Annotated in this window: 19 protein-coding genes; 5 read left to right on the top strand and 14 right to left on the bottom strand. The window is 72.6% G+C overall.

Features of this window, described 5'->3' with window-relative positions:
* The first annotated feature begins 144 nt into the window (after positions 1-144).
* From ACFWYW_RS17130 to ACFWYW_RS17120, 3 genes are read left to right on the top strand one after another with little or no spacing between them, the layout of a single operon-like run.
* Positions 145-1,695, top strand: coding sequence for an FAD-dependent oxidoreductase (locus ACFWYW_RS17130; protein WP_379610221.1), 1,551 nt, complete (start codon positions 145-147; stop codon positions 1,693-1,695).
* Between the two features lie 15 nt (positions 1,696-1,710).
* On the top strand, positions 1,711-2,955 hold the full coding sequence (locus ACFWYW_RS17125; protein WP_379610222.1) for an aminotransferase class III-fold pyridoxal phosphate-dependent enzyme: 1,245 nt from the start codon (positions 1,711-1,713) through the stop codon (positions 2,953-2,955).
* Between the two features lie 35 nt (positions 2,956-2,990).
* Positions 2,991-4,568, top strand: coding sequence for a bis-aminopropyl spermidine synthase family protein (locus ACFWYW_RS17120; protein ID WP_379610224.1), 1,578 nt, complete (start codon positions 2,991-2,993; stop codon positions 4,566-4,568).
* Positions 4,569-4,640: 72 nt separating this feature from the next.
* On the opposite strand, the gene ACFWYW_RS17115 is transcribed toward ACFWYW_RS17120, so the two are convergent.
* The 13 genes from ACFWYW_RS17115 to ACFWYW_RS17055 form a co-directional block, all read right to left on the bottom strand.
* Entirely contained in the window at positions 4,641-5,423 is a 783-nt protein-coding gene (locus tag ACFWYW_RS17115) for a hypothetical protein (protein ID WP_379610225.1), read from the bottom strand.
* Positions 5,420-6,079, bottom strand: coding sequence for a methyltransferase domain-containing protein (locus ACFWYW_RS17110; protein ID WP_379610227.1), 660 nt, complete (start codon positions 6,077-6,079; stop codon positions 5,420-5,422). The genes ACFWYW_RS17115 and ACFWYW_RS17110 overlap by 4 nt, the downstream gene beginning before the upstream one ends.
* Positions 6,080-6,177: 98 nt before the next feature.
* Positions 6,178-7,293, bottom strand: a complete 1,116-nt coding sequence (locus ACFWYW_RS17105) for a MerR family transcriptional regulator (protein ID WP_379610228.1) — start codon at positions 7,291-7,293, stop codon at positions 6,178-6,180.
* Positions 7,294-7,327: 34 nt separating this feature from the next.
* Positions 7,328-8,521, bottom strand: a complete 1,194-nt coding sequence (locus ACFWYW_RS17100) for an FAD-dependent monooxygenase (RefSeq protein WP_379610229.1) — start codon at positions 8,519-8,521, stop codon at positions 7,328-7,330.
* The gene (locus ACFWYW_RS17095) at positions 8,518-9,912 is read right to left on the bottom strand and encodes an MFS transporter (protein WP_379610230.1); all 1,395 of its coding nucleotides are present in this window, start codon (positions 9,910-9,912) and stop codon (positions 8,518-8,520) included. Before ACFWYW_RS17095 ends, ACFWYW_RS17100 begins: the two co-directional genes overlap by 4 nt.
* Before the next feature lie 543 nt (positions 9,913-10,455).
* Entirely contained in the window at positions 10,456-11,331 is an 876-nt protein-coding gene (locus ACFWYW_RS17090; RefSeq protein ID WP_379610232.1) for a YoaK family protein, read from the bottom strand.
* A gap of 172 nt (positions 11,332-11,503) precedes the next feature.
* Positions 11,504-12,616 carry a DUF3500 domain-containing protein gene (locus tag ACFWYW_RS17085; protein ID WP_379610233.1) on the bottom strand — a complete coding sequence of 371 codons (1,113 nt, stop codon included), beginning with the start codon at positions 12,614-12,616 and terminating at the stop codon, positions 11,504-11,506.
* On the bottom strand, positions 12,613-12,777 hold the full coding sequence (locus tag ACFWYW_RS17080) for a hypothetical protein (RefSeq protein WP_379610234.1): 165 nt from the start codon (positions 12,775-12,777) through the stop codon (positions 12,613-12,615). Before ACFWYW_RS17080 ends, ACFWYW_RS17085 begins: the two co-directional genes overlap by 4 nt.
* Positions 12,774-13,571 carry an alpha/beta fold hydrolase gene (locus ACFWYW_RS17075; RefSeq protein WP_379610235.1) on the bottom strand — a complete coding sequence of 266 codons (798 nt, stop codon included), beginning with the start codon at positions 13,569-13,571 and terminating at the stop codon, positions 12,774-12,776. The genes ACFWYW_RS17080 and ACFWYW_RS17075 overlap by 4 nt, the downstream gene beginning before the upstream one ends.
* A 114-nt stretch (positions 13,572-13,685) precedes the next feature.
* Positions 13,686-13,814: a hypothetical protein gene (locus ACFWYW_RS17070; RefSeq protein WP_379610236.1), complete on the bottom strand. Its 129-nt coding sequence runs from the start codon at positions 13,812-13,814 to the stop codon at positions 13,686-13,688.
* Between the two features lie 149 nt (positions 13,815-13,963).
* A complete protein-coding gene (locus tag ACFWYW_RS17065; protein WP_379610237.1) occupies positions 13,964-14,581 on the bottom strand; it encodes a TetR/AcrR family transcriptional regulator in 618 nt (205 codons plus the stop codon).
* Between the two features lie 92 nt (positions 14,582-14,673).
* A complete protein-coding gene (locus tag ACFWYW_RS17060; RefSeq protein ID WP_379610238.1) occupies positions 14,674-15,810 on the bottom strand; it encodes a pyridoxal phosphate-dependent aminotransferase in 1,137 nt (378 codons plus the stop codon).
* On the bottom strand, positions 15,807-16,457 hold the full coding sequence (locus ACFWYW_RS17055) for a methyltransferase (protein WP_379610239.1): 651 nt from the start codon (positions 16,455-16,457) through the stop codon (positions 15,807-15,809). The genes ACFWYW_RS17060 and ACFWYW_RS17055 overlap by 4 nt, the downstream gene beginning before the upstream one ends.
* Before the next feature lie 74 nt (positions 16,458-16,531).
* Between ACFWYW_RS17055 and ACFWYW_RS17050 the strand changes: the two genes are divergently transcribed.
* Together ACFWYW_RS17050 and ACFWYW_RS17045 are read left to right on the top strand one after the other, a co-directional pair.
* A complete protein-coding gene (locus ACFWYW_RS17050) occupies positions 16,532-18,352 on the top strand; it encodes a gamma-glutamyltransferase family protein (RefSeq protein WP_379610240.1) in 1,821 nt (606 codons plus the stop codon).
* Positions 18,353-18,482: 130 nt separating this feature from the next.
* Positions 18,483-18,782: a hypothetical protein gene (locus tag ACFWYW_RS17045; protein WP_379610241.1), complete on the top strand. Its 300-nt coding sequence runs from the start codon at positions 18,483-18,485 to the stop codon at positions 18,780-18,782.
* 6 nt (positions 18,783-18,788) lie between these two features.
* Here the strand turns inward: ACFWYW_RS17045 and ACFWYW_RS17040 are convergent, their stop codons facing one another.
* A complete protein-coding gene (locus ACFWYW_RS17040) occupies positions 18,789-19,499 on the bottom strand; it encodes a hypothetical protein (RefSeq protein WP_379610242.1) in 711 nt (236 codons plus the stop codon).
* Positions 19,500-19,530 lie beyond the last annotated feature (31 nt).

Genomic DNA, 19,530 nt, shown 5'->3' with positions numbered 1-19,530 from the left:
GGAATTCCCGCATATTGCTCCATATTTGAACTACCGCAATCTGTCAGCAATTGTGACGCATGGTAATAATGAGCTGTTTGACGTGATCGCCGGGTTCGTTGCTAACCTGTGACCCTTGCGAAGATCACGCACTCCGGGGGGCGGGTGAGCGCTGTGCGGGACGCCTCGGCCGTCTATCGCTCGGCCGACGTGTGCGTCATCGGCAGCGGTCCCGGCGGGGCCGTCACGGCTCACCTACTGGCCCGGCGCGGCCTGCGGGTGCTGCTGCTGGAAGAGGGCGACAGGGTCGGCCCCGGCGCGACGCTCGAAGCCCTCGAACCCGGATGGGAGCCCGCGCTCGCCCGGCTCGGACGACGCCGGCCGGCCCTCGTCGGGCGCCCGTGGTCCGCGCGGGCCCTGGGTGGCGGGATGGGCCTGTTCGCCGGCATCGGATTCCGGCTGCGGCACGTCGACTTCGACGCCCGCGAGCACGTCGCCGCCGACGCCCTCGATCCCCGCTGGCCCATCGCGTACGCCGACCTGCGCGAGCACTACGACGAGATGGAACGCCTGCTCGGCGTGGCCAGGACCCGCGGCGCCGACCCGCTCGAACCCGACGGCGCGCCCGCCTCGCTGCCGCCGCACGCCTACAGCCCGCCCGGCCGCCTGCTCGCCGGCGCCGGCCGCCACCTGGGCCTGCGCCCCTTTCCGACGCCCCTGCTCATCAACTCGGCCGAGTACCGCGGCCGCCCCGCCTGCCATCGCTGCGGGCCCTGCAACGAACACGCCTGCCCCACGGGCGCGAAGGCGGACGTGGTCGCCACCCTCCTGGACCCGGCCGTCGAGGAGGGCTCGCTCGTCGTGGCGACGGGGAGCAGGGCGCTGCGCGTGCGCGCCTCCGCCTGCGACCGGGTGAGCGCGGTCGAATGGCTCGACCAGCGCGCCGAGGTCCGGCACACGACCCGGGCGAGGTGCGTGGTGCTGGCCGCGAACGCCGTGCAGTCCTCGGCCCTTCTCCTGCGCTCGCCCTCACGCTGGTCCCCGGCCGGCCTCGGCAATCGCCACGACGTCGTGGGACGCGGTCTCTGCTTCAAGGTCAGCGGGTACGCGGCCGGCACCGTCGCCACACCCACCCGGAGCGCCCACAACGCCGGCGGGCCGTTCTCGACCGTGTCCTTCTCCGACCACTACCTCGACGACGCCTGCCCGAAAGGCCTGGGCGGCATCCTGTACGAGGCCAGCCCCGCCGAACGCGCCCCCCGCGACGGAAAGCTGCCGCTGCGCGTGCACTACCTCGCCGCCGACCAGCCCATGTGGCGCAATCGCGTACGCCTGTCCAAAAAGAAGAACGGACTCGGCGCACCACAGCTGATGATGGAATACGCGACACATCCCTTGGACGCGGCACGGCTGCGCTACCTCGCGGAAAAGGCGAAGAAACTCCTCGCGCAGGCGGGCGCCGCCGATATCCGGCTCGAAGCATCCGGATACGAACGCGGCAGCCGCCATCTGCACGGCGGATGCCGGGCGGGCGACGACCCCAGGACCTCCGTGGTCGACGCCGACGGCAGGATCCACGACCAGGAGAACGTCTACGTGGTGGACGGCGGGTTCTTCCCCTATCCCGGCGGGGTGAATCCGACCTTCACCATCCTGGCGAACGCCTCCCGGATCGCCCGGCGGATCGCCCGGGACCTCGCGACGGCCACCATCTGATTCGAGGGAGAACCCATGGCCAGAACGACTGCCACGTCCATCGCCCAGGACGGGCGGGCGAGCGCGCTGGCCTCGCCCGGCCCGGGACCGGCCTTCGAGCGCGCCTCCGGCACGCGAGTGTGGGACACGCGGGGCCGCTGCCACGTGGACCTGTCGTCGTGCAGCGGCGCCGCGCCGCTCGGCGCCGGGTACCGGCCGGTGGTGGACGCGGCGGTCGCGGAGATGCACCGCGGGGGCATCCTGCCGGAGGCGACCTCACCGCTGCGCGAGGAGGTGGCCCGCCGGATCGTCGAGATCTTCCCGTGCGCGCGGGCCGTCGAGTTCTTCAGGACCGGGTCCTGCGCGACGACCGCCGCCGTCCGCCTGGCGCGGCTGCACACCGGCGCCCGTACCGTGCTCACCTCCGGCTACCACGGATGGCACGACTGGCAGTTGCAGTACCGCCCCGCGATGGGGCTGGCCGACCGCGACCCCGACACCGCGGACTTCGGCTACGACCTCGACCTGCTCGAACGGCTGGCGCGCGGGCGCGGCGACCTGGCCGCGGTGATCGTGACACCCGAGGTGAACGTCTTCCCGCCCGCGTTCGCCCGCGAGGTCGAGCGCATCGCCCGCGCCCACGGCGGCCTGGTCATCGTGGACGAGGTCATGACCGGCTTCCGCTACGCCTGGGGCGGCTACCACGCCGCGGCGGGGCTGACCCCCGACCTGATCACGCTGAGCAAGGGCCTGGCCAACGGGTTCGCGCTCTCGGCCGTCGCCGGGGATTCCGCGGTCATGGCGGCGGCCCGCCGTACACACCTGGGCAACACCTACCAGAGGGAGACCACGCCCTTCGCCGCGGCGCTGGCGACGCTCGACGCGAGTGCCGGCGGGGTCGTGGTCGAGGCGATGCGGGCGGCGGGCGAGCGGCTCATGCGTGGGCTGGACGGCCTGTTCGACGAGGCGGCCGTGGCGGCGTGGGCGCGTGCCCGGCCGACCATGTTCGACGTCGTCTTCGCCGATCCGGACCTGGGACGGCGCTTCTTCGCCTCGCTGCGGGACAGCGGCTACCCGATGGCGTACGGCCAGCGGTTCATGCCCTCGGCGGCGCTGACGGACGACGACATCTCCGGCTTCCTGAACGCGGCCGCCCGCGCGCTGCCCCGCGCCGGGACAGGGGCACGTGGAGACGGAACGGAGGCGGCGGTCCGCTACGCCGGCGAGCACTTCGCCGCCACCCGCGAGACGGTCGAGCGCTGGTGGCGCTCCGCGGCTTGATCGCGGATACCCGCGACCCCCGTTAGGGTTCCGCTGTGGACGAGGAGCAGAACGTACGCGACCTGGCGGCGGCGACCGGCCTGGACCCGAGACGCGCCGGCGAGGTGCTGACCGTGCTGGGCGACGGCTCGTGGTGGGCACTTCCCGATCTGGTGCGGCGGACGGCCGTCTCCAGGCGCTCGATCGAGGCCATGCTCCGCGAGGTGAGCCCGGAACGCTCCGGCGACCGCTACCGCCTGTCCCCCGATCGGGTGCGCGACCTGCTCGGCGCCGGTCACCCTCCCGTCAGCGCCGCCGGGCCCGTCGATCATCTCCTGCCCGGCCACGCGGACCTGGTGGAGCGGATGGGGAAGCTGATCGCGGGGGCGCCGCGGGCACGGCAGTCGCTCGACCACGTCTCGGCCACCCCGGAGACCGTGGTGCGGCGGGCGCTGCTGCTCGGGGCGCGATCCTGGCCGCCCGGGGCGCGCGTGCTGTGCGTCGGCGACCACGACCTGACCTCGCTCGCCATCGCCTCCCTCTACCCCGAGGTGGACATCGCGGTGGCCGACATCGACGAGCGCATCCTGGCCTACATCGACCGGTGCGCGGCCGACCTCGGCCTGTGGGTGCGTACGCGGTGGGCCGACCTGCGGCTGAGCCTGCCGTCCTCTCTCCACGGGTACGCCGACGTGACCGTGACGGACCCGCCCTACACCCCGGAGGGCATCGGCCTGTTCGTCGCCCGGTGCGTGGAGGGGCTCAGGGATCCGGAGCAGGGGCGGGTGATGCTGGCGTACGGGGCCAGCGAGCGCACGCCGATGCTCGCCCTGAAGGTGCAGACGTCCCTGCACGACCTCAACCTTGCCTACGAGGCCATGTATCCCGACCTCAATCGCTATTTCGGGGCGGAAGCCATCGGGTCGGCCGCCGACCTCTACATCCTGCGGCCCACCACGAAGACCAAGCCGGCCGTGGCCGCCCGGGTGGAGCGGTTCGCCGCAGCCATCTACACGCACGGGCCGCAGTCGGTGGAGAGCAAGGCCGGCGCGGGGGACGAGCGCTTGCTCAAGCAGGCCGCCGGCTTCGCCCCGGAGCTGCTGGTGGGCGACTGGCCCGCCGGCTTCCTGCCGCAGACGCCGCGGGTGCGCCTGGCGACCTGGCTGGCCAAGCCGTACGCCGCCGCGCCGGAGCGGGTGGCCGTCGCCGTACCCGCCGGCCTGGAGACGGCGCTGCCCCGCCTGCTGCTCGCGGCCAGGGCGGGCCACGTCCGCGCCTTCCCCGCCGAGCCCCCGGGCGACGTGACGGAGACCGCCGCGTTGCTGTCGCCGGTCTACACGATCACCGTCCAGGACACCGCCATCGACGCGGTACGGCGTCCGCCCGCCGATGACCCCGCCGAGCTCCTGCTGCGCCGGCTCCTTGACCGGGCCCACGGCAAGCTCATCAACACCTGGCGGGAAGGGCTGATCCGGGCGCATGACGGGCTGACCAAGCGGCAGGCCCGCGACCTGGTCCTGCGGATCGCTCCCTGGGCCGACGAGGTCACCGCGCTTGAGCTCCCGCTCCACCGTCTGGCGGAGCTGGGCGAGGCTGTCCGCACGACACTGCGCGAGGCGGCCGAGACGACCTGACCAAGCCCCGGCGCACGGCCTCGGCGCACGGCCTCGGCGCGCGCGGCCTCGGCGCGCGGCTACGGCGCGCGGCTACGGCGTCAGGGCGGCGGCCACCCCGGCGGGCCAGTGCTCCGGATCGGGGCCGTGGGCGTGCCGCAGGGCCAGCAGCAGCCGCTCCAGGCCGACGCCGACGCAGGCGGTGTGGGCGGGCGCACCGCCGGCGGCCCGGATGCCGAACGCCGCCCCGAAGTGCTCCTTGTGGTAGTTCACCGACACCACCGCCTGACGGACGCCTCCGGCGACGTCGGCCGTGAGCTCCCACTTGAGCCCGTCGGCCTGCTGCGCGGCGGCGAGCAGCTTACCCGTCCGTCCCCAGAACGGGTCGTTCGCCGGGCGGGCCTCCGGCCGCACGCCCACGGCCTCCAGCCAGCGCGTGAGCCGGTCGAGGCGGTCATCGCGCCAGGTCAGGCACTGCTCGGGTGTCCCCAGCCGGACCGTCTCGTACATGCGGAAGGATCTGAGGCGGCCGGGCTCCGTCGTGGCCTCCTGGCGGAAGCAGTCGGCGACCACGCTCAGCTCCTCCGGGCCGGCGAGGGTGCGGCCCTCGTAGCGCGGATACACGTGGTGGCAGGCCGCCGGGGTCAGCACCAGGTCCGTGGCGGCGCCGTTCTGGCTGACCGCGGCGAGCAGATGCGGGAAGGACGCGGCGTAGCCCGCCCGCTCCGCCACCGCGGCGGCGAGGACGGGCGGCGCCCGCAGGTGACGAGCCCGCTCCCCCGCGCACAACCGCCGCAGGGCGCGCACCAGGGTCGCGAGCAGGTCGTCGTCGGCCCCGTCGATGACGATCGCCCCGGGCGCCGGTTCCGCGCTCACGGACCGGCCAGCGCGGTGCCGCAGACCACGATGGGGAACTCCGCGCCGCCTCCGTCCTCTTCCGGCGGGCCGCTCTCCTCGGCGGCCAGGCCGTACAGGAAGGCCGTGGCGCTGCGCAGCCCGCCGTAACCGCGGCACTGGACGGAGCCGGGCCCGAACACCTCCGACAGCAGGTCGCGCAGGCCCGCCGGGGTGAACCTCCACCGGTCGGCCATGAGGGCGTCGTCCACCGGGTCGGTACGGCTGATCCCCGGCACCGTCACCAGCAGGCTGCCTCCGGGTACCAGGCTGCGCCGCACGTTGACCAGCGCCGCGCGGGGGTCCCGTACGTACTGAAGGGTCTGGACGAGCAGGACGCAGCGGTAACGCGCGGCGGGCAGGGACTCGTGCCCGGCCAGGTCGGCGATGAGCGTCGCGTCCTCGTTGTCCGGGTCGATGTCCACGACGTCGGTCCGCGCCGTGTCGCCCGCGAACCGCCGGGCGTAGACGTTCTCCCCGACCTCCAGGAGCGGTGGTTCGATCAGGTGGGCGGCGGCCGTCAGGAAGGCGTCGATGTGGCGGCGGTCGATGGGCGTGCCACGGTCGTAGCCGAAGCAGTCGCTGAAGGGTTCTGCCCGGTCCAGGACTCCCCACGACGGCGGCCCGAGGTCACCCATCCCGCACTCCCCTCGGTGGCGATCACGCGGGGAGCAGCATCGCACCCGCCCCCGAAACCGGGCAAGAACCACGTGAGCGGCACACGCGCCGGGACGGTTCAGGCCACGAGCAGGCGGAGGCCGAGATCCGCCGCGTCGAGGCCGGCGAAGTCGCCGTTGCGCTCGTCCCACCGGCCCGAGTCGAGGTCCTCGCCGAGGCTGCGCACCGCCCGCCGCTCGACCCGCGGCCCGACCTTCGTCCACACCGACATCGCGCGCCGCACACGATCCTCCAGGTACGCGCCCGGCCTGCGCCAGTACGCCTCGAAAAGGCCGTCGGCGCAGTCCCACGGGATGGGCACCGGCTCGGCGCGGGCGCCGATCGCGCCGGCCATCGCGGCCAGCGAGGGAAACTCCGCGAGCACGCCGGCGAACTCCGGCAGGTAGTCGCGGGTCAGCCAGAACCGGTCCTGCCATCCCGGCTCGTCGGTGTCGAAGGTGAGCACCACCACGCGACGGGCCACGCGCCGCATCTCACGCAACCCCGCCATCGGGTCACCCCAGTGGTGAACGGTGGAGACGGCCATCGCGGCGTCGAAGGACCGGTCCTCGAACGGCAGGTTCTCCGCGGCGGCGTCCACGCACGGCGCCGACCCGGCGGGCCGCTGCGCCCGCATGACCGCCGACGGCTCCGCCGCGGTCACGTCGCGATCGGCGGGCTCGTAGGAGCCGGTGCCGGCCCCGACGTTCAGCACCGTCCGCGCGTCTCCGAGGGCGTCCCAGATCTGCGCGGCGATGCGCGGGTCGGTCCGCCGCGTCGCGGTGTAGGCGCCGCCGATCGTGTCGTACAGCCGTGCGCCGAGCACCTCCAGTTGTTCCTCCGGTGTCACCTTCAGCCCCTTCGCCCGTGCCTCGAGTTCCCTGTCGATGGCCGCCACCATGGCACCGGCGCGATCGCGCCGCTCCAGCAGCAGGCCGCGCAGCCGGCGCAGGTGCGCGACCGCGTCGGTGGACGGGTCGCCGACCAGTTCCGCGACCTCCCGCAGCCCGAAGCCCAGCCGCCGGTAGGCCAGCACCTCCCGCAGCCGCTCCACGTCGCCCGCCGAATAGGCCCGGTACCCGGCCGAGGTCCGCGCCGACGGCCGGACCAGCCCGATCTCGTCATAGTGATGCAGCGTGCGGACGCTCACGCCGGCCAGCCCGGCCACGTGCCCCACGGTCCAGTGATCCTCCACGGCGTCGACTATGCCGCCTCACGCCACGTGAGGGTCAACCGGTCATCGTGGGCGTGAATTCGGGCAGGGTGAGGGCCGAATGGGCCGGTCGTCCCTCAGCCGGGGGGATGGCGCTGAGCTTGCGCAGCCTGTCGTTGCGCTGCTCCAGAGCCTCCGCGGTGGTCGGAAAGAGCGTGGCGCCGCCCTCGCCGACCAGTCCCTGGTTCACGGTCACGAACTCGCGGGTGCTCTGCTCGTAGGCGGCGAAGCCCGCCGCGGGGTCCCGGCCGACGAGAGAACCCGCGAGCATGTACGCGCCGACGAGCGCGAGGCTGGTGCCCTGCCCGGAAAGGAACGAGGGCGCGTACGCGGCGTCGCCCACCAGCGCGACCCTGCCGCTGGACCAGCCGGGCATGCGGATCTGGCTGACCGCGTCGAAGAACACGTCGTCCGTCTCGCGCATGGCGGCCAGCATGCCCGGAACCTCCCATCCCGCGTCGGCGAAGACCTCGGCCACCAGGTTCCGCTGCGCCTCCGGGTCCGGGAACGCGTCGAACGGCGGTTGCGGCCGGGCGAAGTTCAGGAAGGCGTGCACGTCGTCGTTGTCCCCCACGGCGTAGAGGGCCGCGGCCCTGCCAGGGGTGTTCCACATGACGGTCTCGTGCGAGAGCCCGAAGGTGTTGCGCATGGTGAACACCGCGAAGCAGTAGCCGAGGTAACGGTGAAATTGCTCCTCGGGCCCGAACAGCATCTCCCGCGTGCGCGAGTGCAGGCCCTCCGCGCCGACCACCATGTCGAACGTACGGCTGCCGCCCCCGCTGAAGGTGACGTCGACCCCGTCGCCGGACTGGTCGAGGGTGTCGATGGAGTCGTTGAACACGAACTCCACGTCGTCACGGACCGCCGCGTACAGAGCGTTGGTCAGATCCCCGCGCCGCACCTCCAGGTCCTTCCCCTCGACACCTCCGCTGACGGCATGCGGATGGATCGAGGCCACCTCACCGCCGTCCCCGTCGAGGAAGGTCAGCCGGCGCAGGTCGATGTGCACGTCCCGCAGCCGCGGCAGGATTCCCATCCTGCGGACGACCTCCAGCGCGGTGCCGCGCACGTCGATGGGATAACCGCCGGCACGGAGCGTGCCCGATTTCTCCACCACCGTGACCGCGTATCCGTAGCGGTTCAGCCAGAACGCGAGGGCGGGCCCCGCGATGCTCGCCCCCGAGACGAGAATCGTGCGCCTCGATGTCATTCCTTGACTCCTTTGCTCATGGTACGGACGACCAGCAGCGACAACGCCGTGACGACGCCGGCGACGACGAAGCCGGTGACGTAGGCCGACTCCGCCGGGACAGTCGAACCGGCGGCGGTCCCGGCGGTGAGGAAGGCGCCGCTGACCTGCGCGCCCGCGGCGAAGCCGATCACGCGAGTCACCAGGACCAGGCTGGTCGCGGTGCCGGTGTTGCCGTGATCGACGGAGGTGGCGGTCTTGACGACCATCGCCGTGATGCAGATACCACTGGCCAGGGCGATCAGCGCCTTGGCGACGACGAGGTGCCAGACCTCGCTGTGCAGGAACGCCAGCGTGAGCAGCGTCGCCGCCATGACGCCGACCCCGGCGCCGACCACGGCGGGCGAGCCGAACCGCCGCGCCAGGACCCCGCCCACCGGCCCGCTGACCGCCGCCGCGATGGCGCCGGGCAACAGGTAGCGCCCGATGTCGGTGGAGCTGGCCGCGAAGCCGTACCCGTCGGCGGACAGCGAGAACAGTTGCGGGACGAGGAACATCGACACCGCGGTACCCACGCAGACCGCGAACGTGATCACGTAGGAACTCCAGATCGCGGGCCTCGTGAGCAGCCGCAGATCGACCATCGGCGCGGGCGAGCGGCGTTCCACGAAGATCCATCCGGCCACGAGGACGACCAGGAGCACCACGACGGCGCCGAGCAGGACGGGCCGGCTGCCGATCTCGGGGGCCATCGAGAGCCCGAGCATGAGCGTCAGGAGAACGCCGCTCAGGAGAGCCAGTCCCGGCCAGTCGATCCTGGCGTCCGACCGGGCGGGCGGATCGTGCGGCATCAGCTTCTGGACGAACAGGGTCGTCACGATGACGGCGAACGTCGGAATCGCGAACATCCAGTGCCGCGACAGCCCTTCCGCGATCGGCCCGGCGATCAGCGTGCCCAGCATGCCGCCGCCGATGAACAACCCGCTGACCACCCCGATGGCCACCTGGGACTCTCCCGGCGAGAGGTACTTGCGTACCAGGATGATCGAGAGTGGCAGCGTGCCCACCATCGCGCCCTGCAGTACCTGACCGAGCAGCAGCACCGCCATGTTCGGCGCCAGCGAGGACACCAGACCCCCGGCCGAGACCACCGCCATCAGCCGGACCAGGACCCATTTCCCGCCGTAACGGTCGCCGAGATTACCCGCGATGGGCGCGACGAGAGCACCGGTGACGAGCATCGCGGTGCTGAGCAGTGCCCCCTGGGTGGGATTGATGGACAGTTCGCGTTGCAGCAGCGGGAGCGTCGGCGCCACCACCGACTCAAGGACACCGGTGACGGCTGCCAGCATGCCGAGAGCCACGACAGCGGCCCTCCCCATGCGGATCGGGGGGGCCAGGGGTGTGGTCATGGAAGGTCCTTTCCTCGTTTCCGGGCGAGTAGGGAGGTGGGCGGCGTGCGTAACGCCGCCGCCTCGCCGGGAGTACTCACGCCGCGAGCGCGAAGTACGAAGCCCGCCGCGAGCACACCCGCCGCCGCGCGGCGGGCGTGCCGGTGCGGGCCCAAGGTTGTTCAGGAGCCGGACGAACTTCGCGATGGCCACGATCGGTCCCGCGAAGGGGCGGCATCCTCGGCCGCGGCCGGCGTCGTGCGGGCCGCCGCCGATGTCGAGGGCGAAGCCGCCGGGCAGCCGGTGGCCGGTCGAGACGGCCGGTCGCGTGGGTGCGGGCCGTCGATGGCGCGGTGGTTCAGGTCGTCGGGCTTGGCGGTGGGCTTCGTGGGATCTTCATCACTGGTCTCCCTCGGCGATCGCCGCGTACACGGTCGGGGTGTGGTGCCTTGGCGTGAGTACGGGCGGTCGGGGTGTGGTGCCGGACATGAGCACGGGACGGTCAGGGTGTGGGCCGGATGTGCGGGCGGTCGGGGTGTGGTGCCTTGTCGTGCGTGCGGGCGGTCAGAGCGTGGGGTCGGGCGTGGGGTCGGGCGTGGGTATGGGCTGGTCAGGGTGAATTGCCGGGCGGGTGTACGCGTGGCCTAGGCCGGTCACCACCAGCACGACGAGCGCTGCCACCGCCACCGCCACGCCTTCGTGCACCTGGCACAGTGCCGCGCCGGCGACCGCTCCGACGATCATGAGGGCGACGGCCGCGACCCGGCGCCGTGCCCCTTGACCGCGGGCCGCCCCCAGCCGCGAGTCCGCCGCGAGGCCGGTCAGCGTGGAGGTGACGACCACGGTGGTGACGTCCTTCACCCCCAGGTGGCGCGCCGTCGCCGCCTGCACCCCCATGGCGAGGGCGAGCGACGCCGCCATCGACGCGCGGGCGGCAGGGCTGCCCGCGCCGACCACGGCCAGGCCGACCGCCGTGGCGGCCAGAACCAGCCCGACACCTCCCAGCAGACTCGTGCACCTGCCGCTCCAGCCCGGGGCCGCGGTACGCAGCACCCGCCCGGCCACGGCCGCACCGGCGACGAAGGACACTAGCGCCACGACCGGACCGAGCACGGGCAGCCCCGTCCCGCCGATGGCCGCCATGCCGAGGATGACCACGTTGCCCGTCATGTTGCCCGCGAACACCTGGTCCAGGCGCAGATACCCGACAGCGTCGACGACGCCCGTCGCGAAGGTGAGAGCGAGCATCAGCCCCAGCGTCGTGACCCGCCACCCCACAAACCGCCGCCCGCGGGCGCGGGTCCGGGTGCGGGTGCTGACGCTGGCGCGGGTGCTAGCGCTAGCGCCGGTGGTGGTGGCGCCCGTGCCGGTGGTGGCGCGAGTGCTGGAACCGGTGCCGGTGGTGGCGCTGGTGCGGGTGCCGTGTGCGGTGGTGCTCATTGTCTTGCCGCGTGATCCCGGGCGCCGCGCGGGTTCGCCGGTGCGGACGTGTTGGCGTGCCGCTCCGGTGTGGGCCGGTTCGGCGCGTACACGCTGATGGGTTCTTGCGGCGGGCGGCGGCTTGCGGCGGTTAGGGGTGGCTGGTGACCGGACATGTCGTTCACATCTCGTCCTATGGCCGGTGGTGGGCGGCGTGGTGGGCGGCGAGGACGTCGCCGCCGAAGTCACTCTCCGGGTCCCGCCACACGGCGTGGGCGTGGTTGACGCCGCGGTGGATGTTGGTCCACTCGACGAGCAGCCGCGGGCCCTGCAGTCGGTAGTAGTGCGGCTCGCCCGCCGTCGTGGAGCCGGCCCAGGCGAGGTGCACGGCGTCCAGCGCCGCCGGGTCGTCGTAGAGGGGCAGCCGGGACAGCCCGTCGGGGACGCGGTCGAGGTAGGTGGCGAGCAGGGCGCGCAGCAGTTCCCTCTGCGTGGTGTCCAGTTCGGCGCCGGGCACGCCCTTGGGGGCCGGGGTGAGGGCCAGGGCCTGCTGGTCCGTGCCGTAGAGGCCGGTGGCCGGGTTCTCGGCACCGTCCGGGGTGTGCTGGCCGGGGCGCCAGAGTTCGCTGCGCCGCACCACGCGGTCGCCGATCCGGTCGCTGTTGCCCGCCACGATGTCGTTCGGGGCGCGCCCCAGCAGCACGGCGCGGGCGGCGGACTCGGGGCGCAGGGAGCGGACCAGCTCGCGGGCCAGGTCCTCGGCCGTTCCCAGCGGGCGCAGCGTCGCGCCGCCCAGCAGTGGCGACGCGGCCGGGTCGGCGCCCAGGAAGCACGGGGTGGTGGCGGCGACGCGCCCGTCCACGACGAGGTAGTTGAGCGAGACGTGGTGGCCGCCGAACCGCCATCCCCACGGCCGCTGCCCGCCGGGCTCGCCGAAGACCCTCAGGTAGTACATGGCGGGGTCGCGGGAACGTTCCCGTCCCCAGTTCACCGAGAAGCCCTCGACGCGGTCGAGCACGTTCTCCAGGCCGAGCACGGTGGCGACGGTGGTGTATCCGGCTTCGGACAGTCCGCTCGCGACCAGCCGCATCACCAGCCGGTGCTGGGCGGGGCGCTGCTGGTGGAAGGTGAGGCCGCCGTGGTCGGTGGGCGTGTAGTACCAGCGGGTGCGTTCGGCGTCGGCCGTGCCGTCGGCGCCGGGCGGTGGTCCGGCCGCGAGCGCGAGCTGGTCGGCGTTCAGGGAGGCCAGCCAAGCCTGGGCCGCCTCGGCCATGCGGCTCGCGACCTCGCGGGCGGCGTCGATCACCGCTGCCCCCGCTGAACGTGTGCCCGCGCGAACTCCGCGCCGCGCACCTGCGGAGCCCGCCCGGCGATGCCCGCCGCGGCGACCCGGACGCGGGCGCGCGTGGCGCCGTTCACGCCGCCGTCACCAGTGACCCGGACGCGGGCGCGCGTGGTGCCGTTCACGCGGCCGTCACCTTGAGAAACTCGCGCACCCAGCGGCCGATCGAGTCCGCGAACTCCATCGTGATCGCGTGCCGCCCGCCCTCGATCGAACGCAGTTCGGCGTCCGGGATCCGCTGCTCCATCAGAACGGCGCCGGCGTAGGGGGCCAGCCGGTCCGCCGTGCCGTGCACGATCAGGGTGGGCGCGGTGATCTCCCCGAGGCGGTCGCGGACCTCGTGCTGCCGGGCGACGGCGTGGCGGCGGGCGCTCTGCTCGGGATCGCGGACGGTGAGCGTCTGGGCGGCTCGGGTACGCAGATCGGCCTCGCCTTCTGGGGTGAGGAAGAAGCCCGAGAGCGCGTTCTGCCGGTCGTCGTGGGACATGCCCAGCAGCTCGTCGACCGCCTCGACGCACATCGCGTAGCTCGGCGTGGTGGCGACCAGGATGAGCGAGGCGACCCGCCCGGGATGCCGGAGCGCGGCGTGCTGCGCGACGGCGCCGCCGAAGGAAGTGCCCAGGAGGTGCGCGCGCTGGAGCCCCAGCGCGTCCAGCAGGGCGACGAGGTCATCGGCGAGGTCGCCCAGCGTGTACGGAAGCGGCGGGTTCACGGTGATCCCCGAATCGCGTTGATCGTAGGAGATCGCCCGGATGCCCGCGCCGAGGTGCGTGCGGAGTGTCGCGAACTGGGTCCGGTCGCTCTCTCCGCCATGAACGAGCACGAGCGGCACACCACTGCCGCCATCGATATATCCGACTTCGAGCTCACCCGCGCGTATGGAGGTGGCGGGTTCGCGCTTTTCCTGATGAGTGGCCACTGCTGGCCCCCTTCGTCCGACAAGATACGTAGACACTTATCTGATTTGAGATGAGCGTATCACTTCACTGCTTGTTTAGGGAGGCCCGCATCACACGATTAGAGCTGCCCGACTTCATGATGCGCGCATGGCGCGGCGGACACCGCAGCGGTTCTGGGTGACGTGACGCCGCACTCGCCGCCCGTCGGTGACGGGCGGCACGGTGGCGGCGCCCACGGTCGCGATCAGCGCGCTCGCCGACACCGACCCGCTGGTACGGCGGCGCCGTCAACGACGGCCAAGTGCAGCGCCTTCACCAGCGGCCAACTGCGTTGCCGCCAACGGCGGCCCAGTGTGGTGCCGCCAACGGCGGCCAGGTAAGAAGCCGGGCAACACGATGCCCGCGTGGCGGATCAGCCCGCGCGCGCCCACCCGCGCAACGCGCCGCGATAGGCCTCGGTCAGCCGGGTGATGACCTCCCGGCGGGACAGGTCCGTCTGCTGCAGCAGATCCTGGATTTCCCGCGGGTCGTACATCATGTTGTTAAGGAACAGGGCGTACTCGATTATGTCGTCCGGGAGGCCGATGTCGGCGAGCAGCCCGCGCACCGGCTCGGCCCAGGCGTCACGCAGGGCGGTGATGATCTCGTTCCCGTCGTGGAGCCGCTCCAGGTAGCCCCGCCGCGATCGGATCTGCACCAGCGCCGGGCCGTGCTCGGCGAGCAAATCCACCCATTTGTCCACCACGGAGTCGAACAGCGGCTGCCCTTCCGCGGTCGAGGCCGCGGTGAAGTCGCGGAGTTCCTCGACGACGCTGAGCACATAGGCCGCGAGCACGTCGTCCACGGTGGAGTAGTAGCGGTAGGCGGTGGCCGGGCCGATCTCCGCTCGGGACGCGACGGCCTGCATGGTGAGCTGGTCGGGCGCTTCCCTGGCGAGTTCCCCGACGGCCTCGAGGAGGCGCCGGCGGTTGCGGCGGGTGTCGCTACGCAGTTTGCCCTCCCCACGTGGGGCGTCCCGCTGATCGGTCACAGGCCTCCTCCGCCCTCATCGAAGTGCAGGCGAAGGATATCCCGTCCGGGTGGCGGGCGTTCGACCGCGCGGACCCGCGCGGACCGGGCGCGTCAGGATCTCGCACCGCCCAGGTGATCGACGATGCGGGCCAGCCCGGTCCGCAGGTCGTCCTCGGAGGCGGCGAACGAGATCCGTACGTGCCCCTCGCCCGAAGGCCCGTACTCGGCGCCGGCCCGGACCATCACCTTCCGCTCGGCGAGCTCGCGGGCGACCACCTCGGACGGCAGGCCGGCGTCGTAGCGGAGGAACCCGTAGAACGCCCCCTCGGGCGGAGCCAGGTGCAGGCCGGGGATGCCGGACAGGTGCGCGACCACGAGCTCGCGGCGCCGCCGGTACGTGCCGACCATGGCCTCGACCACGCCGTCCGGCAGATCGAGGGCGGCGAGGGCCGCGTACTGGACCGCCGTGTTCAACGAGCCGTCGCAGGTCCGGTGCATGTGGGCCGCCGCGTCGACCACCTCGCGCGGCCCGGCCAGGTACCCCACCCGCCAGCCGGTCATCGCGTACGTCTTGGAGAACGTCTGCACGTAGACCGTCCGGTCCCGCAACGATTCGATCTCCAGCGCGGAGGTGAACACATGCCCCGGATAGACCAGCCGGTGGTAGGCCTCATCGCTGACGACCAGGACGTCGGAGCCGTCGAGGAGTTCCCCGAGCGCCTTGAGCTCCCGCTCGCCGTGCACGATGCCGGTCGGGTTCGAGGGGTTCGAGAAGATCATCATCGTGGCCCCGGGAAGCGCGGCGGCCAGCGCGTCGAGGTCCCAGTGCAGGTCGGGGGCGAGTGGAACGAAGTCCACGGTGCCTCCGGCGAGGACGACCAGGTCGGCGTAGAGCGAGTAGGCGGGCTCCGGGATGACCACGCGGTCGCCGGGGCCGACCGTCGCGAGCACGACGGCGGCCAGCGCGGCGGTGGCGCCGTGGGTGATCACGACGTCGTCGGCGGTCCAGGTCCGGCCGGGACGCGCCGGCAGCCCGGAGGCGAGCGCGGCGCGCAGTTCCCGCAGGCCTTTCTGGTCGGCGTAATGGGTGTACCCCTCGCGCAGGGCGGCCACGGCCGCCTCGACCACCGGCGCAGGTGTCGGGAAGTCCGGTTCGCCCATGGCGAGGGAGACGGCTCCCGGCGGGGCCGGGGCCAGGGCCGGACGCCGCGAGAGGCGGCGCAGTTCCTCCATCCGGAAGGCGGTCACCGGGCCGCCGCCGTACGCACGGCGAGGATGCGCTGCCGGAGCGCCGCCTCCCTCTCGACGATCCCGTCGATCGCGGCCACGACCCCCTTCACCCGGTCCCGAGGGACGACGACGACGCCGTCGGCGTCACCGACGAGCACGTCGCCCGCCGCCACCACCACGCCGCCGACCGCCACCGGGGCTCCGATGGCGCCGGGGCCGTTCTTGAACGGTCCTGCGGGGGTGATCGCCCGCGCGTACACGGGCAGGCCCATCTCCGACAGCGTCTGGACGTCGCGTACGGCGCCGTCGACCACCGCGCCGACGACCCCGGCGTTGACCATGATCTCGCCGATGAGGCCGCCGATCAGCGCTCGGGTCATGTCCCCGTGCCCGTTGACGACCAGGACGTCGCCCGGCCTGGCCTCGTCGAGCGCCCGGTGGATGGCCAGGTTGTCACCCGAGCGCACGTCCACCGGCAGGGCGTTCCCGAGGAGCGCGGCGCGCTCGGTGAACAGCCGGATGCCGCCGTCCATGACGGTCATCCGCTGCAGCGCGTCGCCGACGTCGGCGGCCGGCACCTCCCCCAGCCGGCGGGTCTCCTCCGCCGGCACCCGGTCCCAGCCCGGAGCGATGAACACGCTGTCCGTCGCCGCATGAATGAACACGATGGCTACTCCATTCTCAAATGAGATACTGTTCTCAGATGAGATGACCATAACGCTTAAGGCGTCCGCCTACAATGACGCGGGCTCGACGAACCCCCATCGATCCGCCGCAGCCGAAAGGATCCAGTGTGTTCACCACCCGGCCCGAACTGGCGGGAAATTTCGGAATGGTCGCCAGCACCCACTGGCTGGCCTCCGCGACAGGCATGAGCGTGCTCGAAGGCGGCGGCAACGCGTTCGACGCGGCGGTCGCGGCCGGATTCGTCCTGCAGGTGGCGGAACCACACCTGAACGGGCCGGCCGGCGAGGTGCCGATCCTGCTCTGGGACGAGTCCGCGCGGAAGGTGTCCGTCGTCTGCGGCCAGGGCGTCGCTCCCTGCTCGGCGACCATCGACCGCCTCACCGGCCTCGGCGTCGAGGTCATGCCGGGCACCGGCTTGCTCGCCGCCACGGTGCCCGGGGCGTTCGGCGGCTGGATGCTCATGCTGGAGCGCTGGGGCACCTGGTCGGTCGCCGAGGTGCTCGAACCCGCGATCCACTACGCCGAGCACGGCGTACCGGTTCTGGACCGCATCTCGGCCACCATCGAGACGGTCGAGCGGTTGTTCACCGGCGACTGGCCGACCTCCGCGGCGACGTGGCTGCCCGGCGGGAAGGCGCCCGTGCCCGGGTCACGGCTGACGAACCCCGTGCTCGCCGCCACCTATCGCCGCATCGTCGCCGAGGCCGTCGGCAGCACCAGGGAGGCGCAGATCGCCAATGCCCGCGACGCCTGGTACCGCGGCTTCGTCGCCGAGGCGATCGCCGAGTTCAGCGCCACGACCGCGTGGCGTGACAGCTCGGGCGAGGTACACGGCGGGTTGCTCACCGGCGACGACCTCGCCTCATGGTCGGCGACCGTGGAGGAGCCGCTGAGGTTCGACTATCACGGCCACACGGTGTGCAAGACGGGGCCGTGGGGTCAGGGTCCGGCGTTCCTCCAGCAGCTCGCGTTGCTGTCCGGCTACGACCTGACCGCGATGGGTCACCTGAGCGCCGACTACGTCCACACGGTGATCGAGTGCGCCAAGCTGGCCTTCGCCGACCGCGAGGCCTGGTACGGCGACACGCCGGACGTCCCCATGCGCGACCTGCTCAGCGACGCCTACAACGCCGAGCGCCGCGGCCTCGTCGGCACGGAGGCCTCCTTCGACCTGCGCCCGGGCTCCCCCGGCGGCCGCAAGCCGCGACTCCCCGACTACCCGGCCCCCGAAGGCCTGTTGAGCGCCCGCGGCGTGGGCGAGCCGACGGTCGGCGCCGACGGCCGGGTACGCGGGGACACCTGCCACGTGGACGTCGTCGACCGCTACGGCAACATGGTCTCCGCCACCCCGAGCGGCGGCTGGCTGCAGAGCTCTCCCACGATTCCGTCCCTGGGCTTCTGCCTGGGCACGCGCGCGCAGATGTTCTGGCTCCAGGAGGGCCTGCCCAACTCCCTGCGTCCCGGCATCCGCCCCCGTACCACCCTGTCCCCGTCGTTCGCCCTGCGCGACGGCAAGCCCTGGATGGCCTTCGGCACCCCGGGCGGCGACCAGCAGGACCAGTGGAGCGTGAACTTCTTCCTCGCCCTCGTCCACGGCGGCGGGCTGAACCTGCAGGAGGCCGTCGACGCCCCGATGTTCCACACGGAACACTTCCCCAGCTCCTTCTACCCGCGCGCGTCCCGCCCCGGCGTCATGCACGTCGAGGACAGGATCGGCCCCGGCGTCGTGGCGGAGCTGCGCCGCCGCGGTCACGAGGTGGAAACCCGCGACGGGTGGTCGCTCGGCAGGCTCAGCGCGGTGTCCCGCGACGGCACGTTCCTCCGCGCGGCGGCCAACCCCCGCGGCGCCCAGGGCTACGCGGCCGGCCGCTGACGGTCAGTGAAGGGTCGGCGTTTGGCCTGGTTCGTATCAAACGCGGCGTTGACTGGGCGGTATCTGGGTTTGGGTTGTGGGCGGTGGTCGCCAGATCGGTACCACCCCGGACAACACCAAGGGAGAAGGCATGACTTTCATGCGGGCGGCGGCACGGTTGACGTCCATCGGGCTGGTCGGTGCCGCCATCGGCGTGCTGCCCGCACTGCCCGCGCCCGCCGAGGCGCACGGGACGGTGACGGCCGCCTGTGACCCGGCCAGGCTGGTGGCGAAGGCCAAGAAGGCCGGCAAGACGGTCACCATGAAGAACGCGAGGAAGCGGTGCGCGCGCCTGGACGGCCGGGCCAGGTCGCACACACCGGCCCCCGCGAGCGAGCCGGGTTCCGTCCAGGTCACGGACCTGCTGAACGGCCTGATCAAGCAGCGCTGACCCCGGTCACCAGCTCAGCACCTTCGACCGCCCCGGTGGGGTGAGCGGCCGGTCGGCCAGGATCCGTACGCCCAGCGGGACCAGGGCCACGCAGAGCAGGCCGGCGACCAGCACGTCGGGGATCGAGGCGCTCTTCAGCACGCCCATCCAGGTGCCTCCGGCCAGGAGCAGCATCACCGCGCGGGCCGTACCGAGGAGCCCGGAACGCCAGGCGGCGACGGCCAGCAGGAGCGAGCCCGCGTACTGGCCGACCGAGGCCCAGACCGGCACCAGCCACGGCCCGTAGGAGATGTCCACGTACTCCTTCATGATCGCGCTCGTGGCCTGGTCCAGCCCGATGACCTCGGTGAGCTGGAAGGCGGTCTGGTCGGCGCCGGCGAAGTACAGGCGGGCGAAGAGGCCGGCGGCCAGCAGCGTGGCGCCCCAGAAGGCGAGGCCGCCGCCCACCCGCTGGGCCAGGGCGACGAAGGCGGGCAGGAGCAGCAGCGCCCCCAGCGCGAAGACCGCGTAGGCGAGGGCGAACAGGGCGGGTTCGACGGTGTACGCCAGCAGCTGGCCATAGGCGGCGAACGGCTGTGTCTCGGCCCATTCCCGCTGTTGAGGGGTGAGGGCGGAGACCGTGGCGAGGTGGCGCAGCAGCAGTCCGGCGCACAGGACCACCGGCCCCAGGACGAGCGTCACCCCGCCGATCCACCGCCCGGGAAAGTCTGTGTTCATGGAGGGCGAGTCTGGCAACGCAGGGCCGGGC

This window comes from Nonomuraea sp. NPDC059023 (genome assembly GCF_042740095.1).
Lineage (GTDB): Bacteria > Actinomycetota > Actinomycetes > Streptosporangiales > Streptosporangiaceae > Nonomuraea.
Note: the sequence above shows the minus strand (reverse complement) of the source record. Positions and strands in the feature narration are given on the sequence as shown.

What these genes read in the sequence shown, in the direction of transcription:
- ACFWYW_RS17045 (WP_379610241.1), top strand. Translation starts at nt 18,483, where the DNA reads ATGACTTTCATGCGGGCGGCGGCACGGTTGACGTCCATCGGGCTGGTC.
- ACFWYW_RS17125 (WP_379610222.1), top strand. Translation starts at nt 1,711, where the DNA reads ATGGCCAGAACGACTGCCACGTCCATCGCCCAGGACGGGCGGGCGAGC.
- ACFWYW_RS17110 (WP_379610227.1), bottom strand. Translation starts at nt 6,079, where the DNA reads ATGGGTGACCTCGGGCCGCCGTCGTGGGGAGTCCTGGACCGGGCAGAA.
- ACFWYW_RS17050 (WP_379610240.1), top strand. Translation starts at nt 16,532, where the DNA reads ATGACGCGGGCTCGACGAACCCCCATCGATCCGCCGCAGCCGAAAGGA.
- ACFWYW_RS17090 (WP_379610232.1), bottom strand. Translation starts at nt 11,331, where the DNA reads ATGAGCACCACCGCACACGGCACCCGCACCAGCGCCACCACCGGCACC.
- ACFWYW_RS17100 (WP_379610229.1), bottom strand. Translation starts at nt 8,521, where the DNA reads ATGACATCGAGGCGCACGATTCTCGTCTCGGGGGCGAGCATCGCGGGG.
- ACFWYW_RS17095 (WP_379610230.1), bottom strand. Translation starts at nt 9,912, where the DNA reads ATGACCACACCCCTGGCCCCCCCGATCCGCATGGGGAGGGCCGCTGTC.
- ACFWYW_RS17040 (WP_379610242.1), bottom strand. Translation starts at nt 19,499, where the DNA reads ATGAACACAGACTTTCCCGGGCGGTGGATCGGCGGGGTGACGCTCGTC.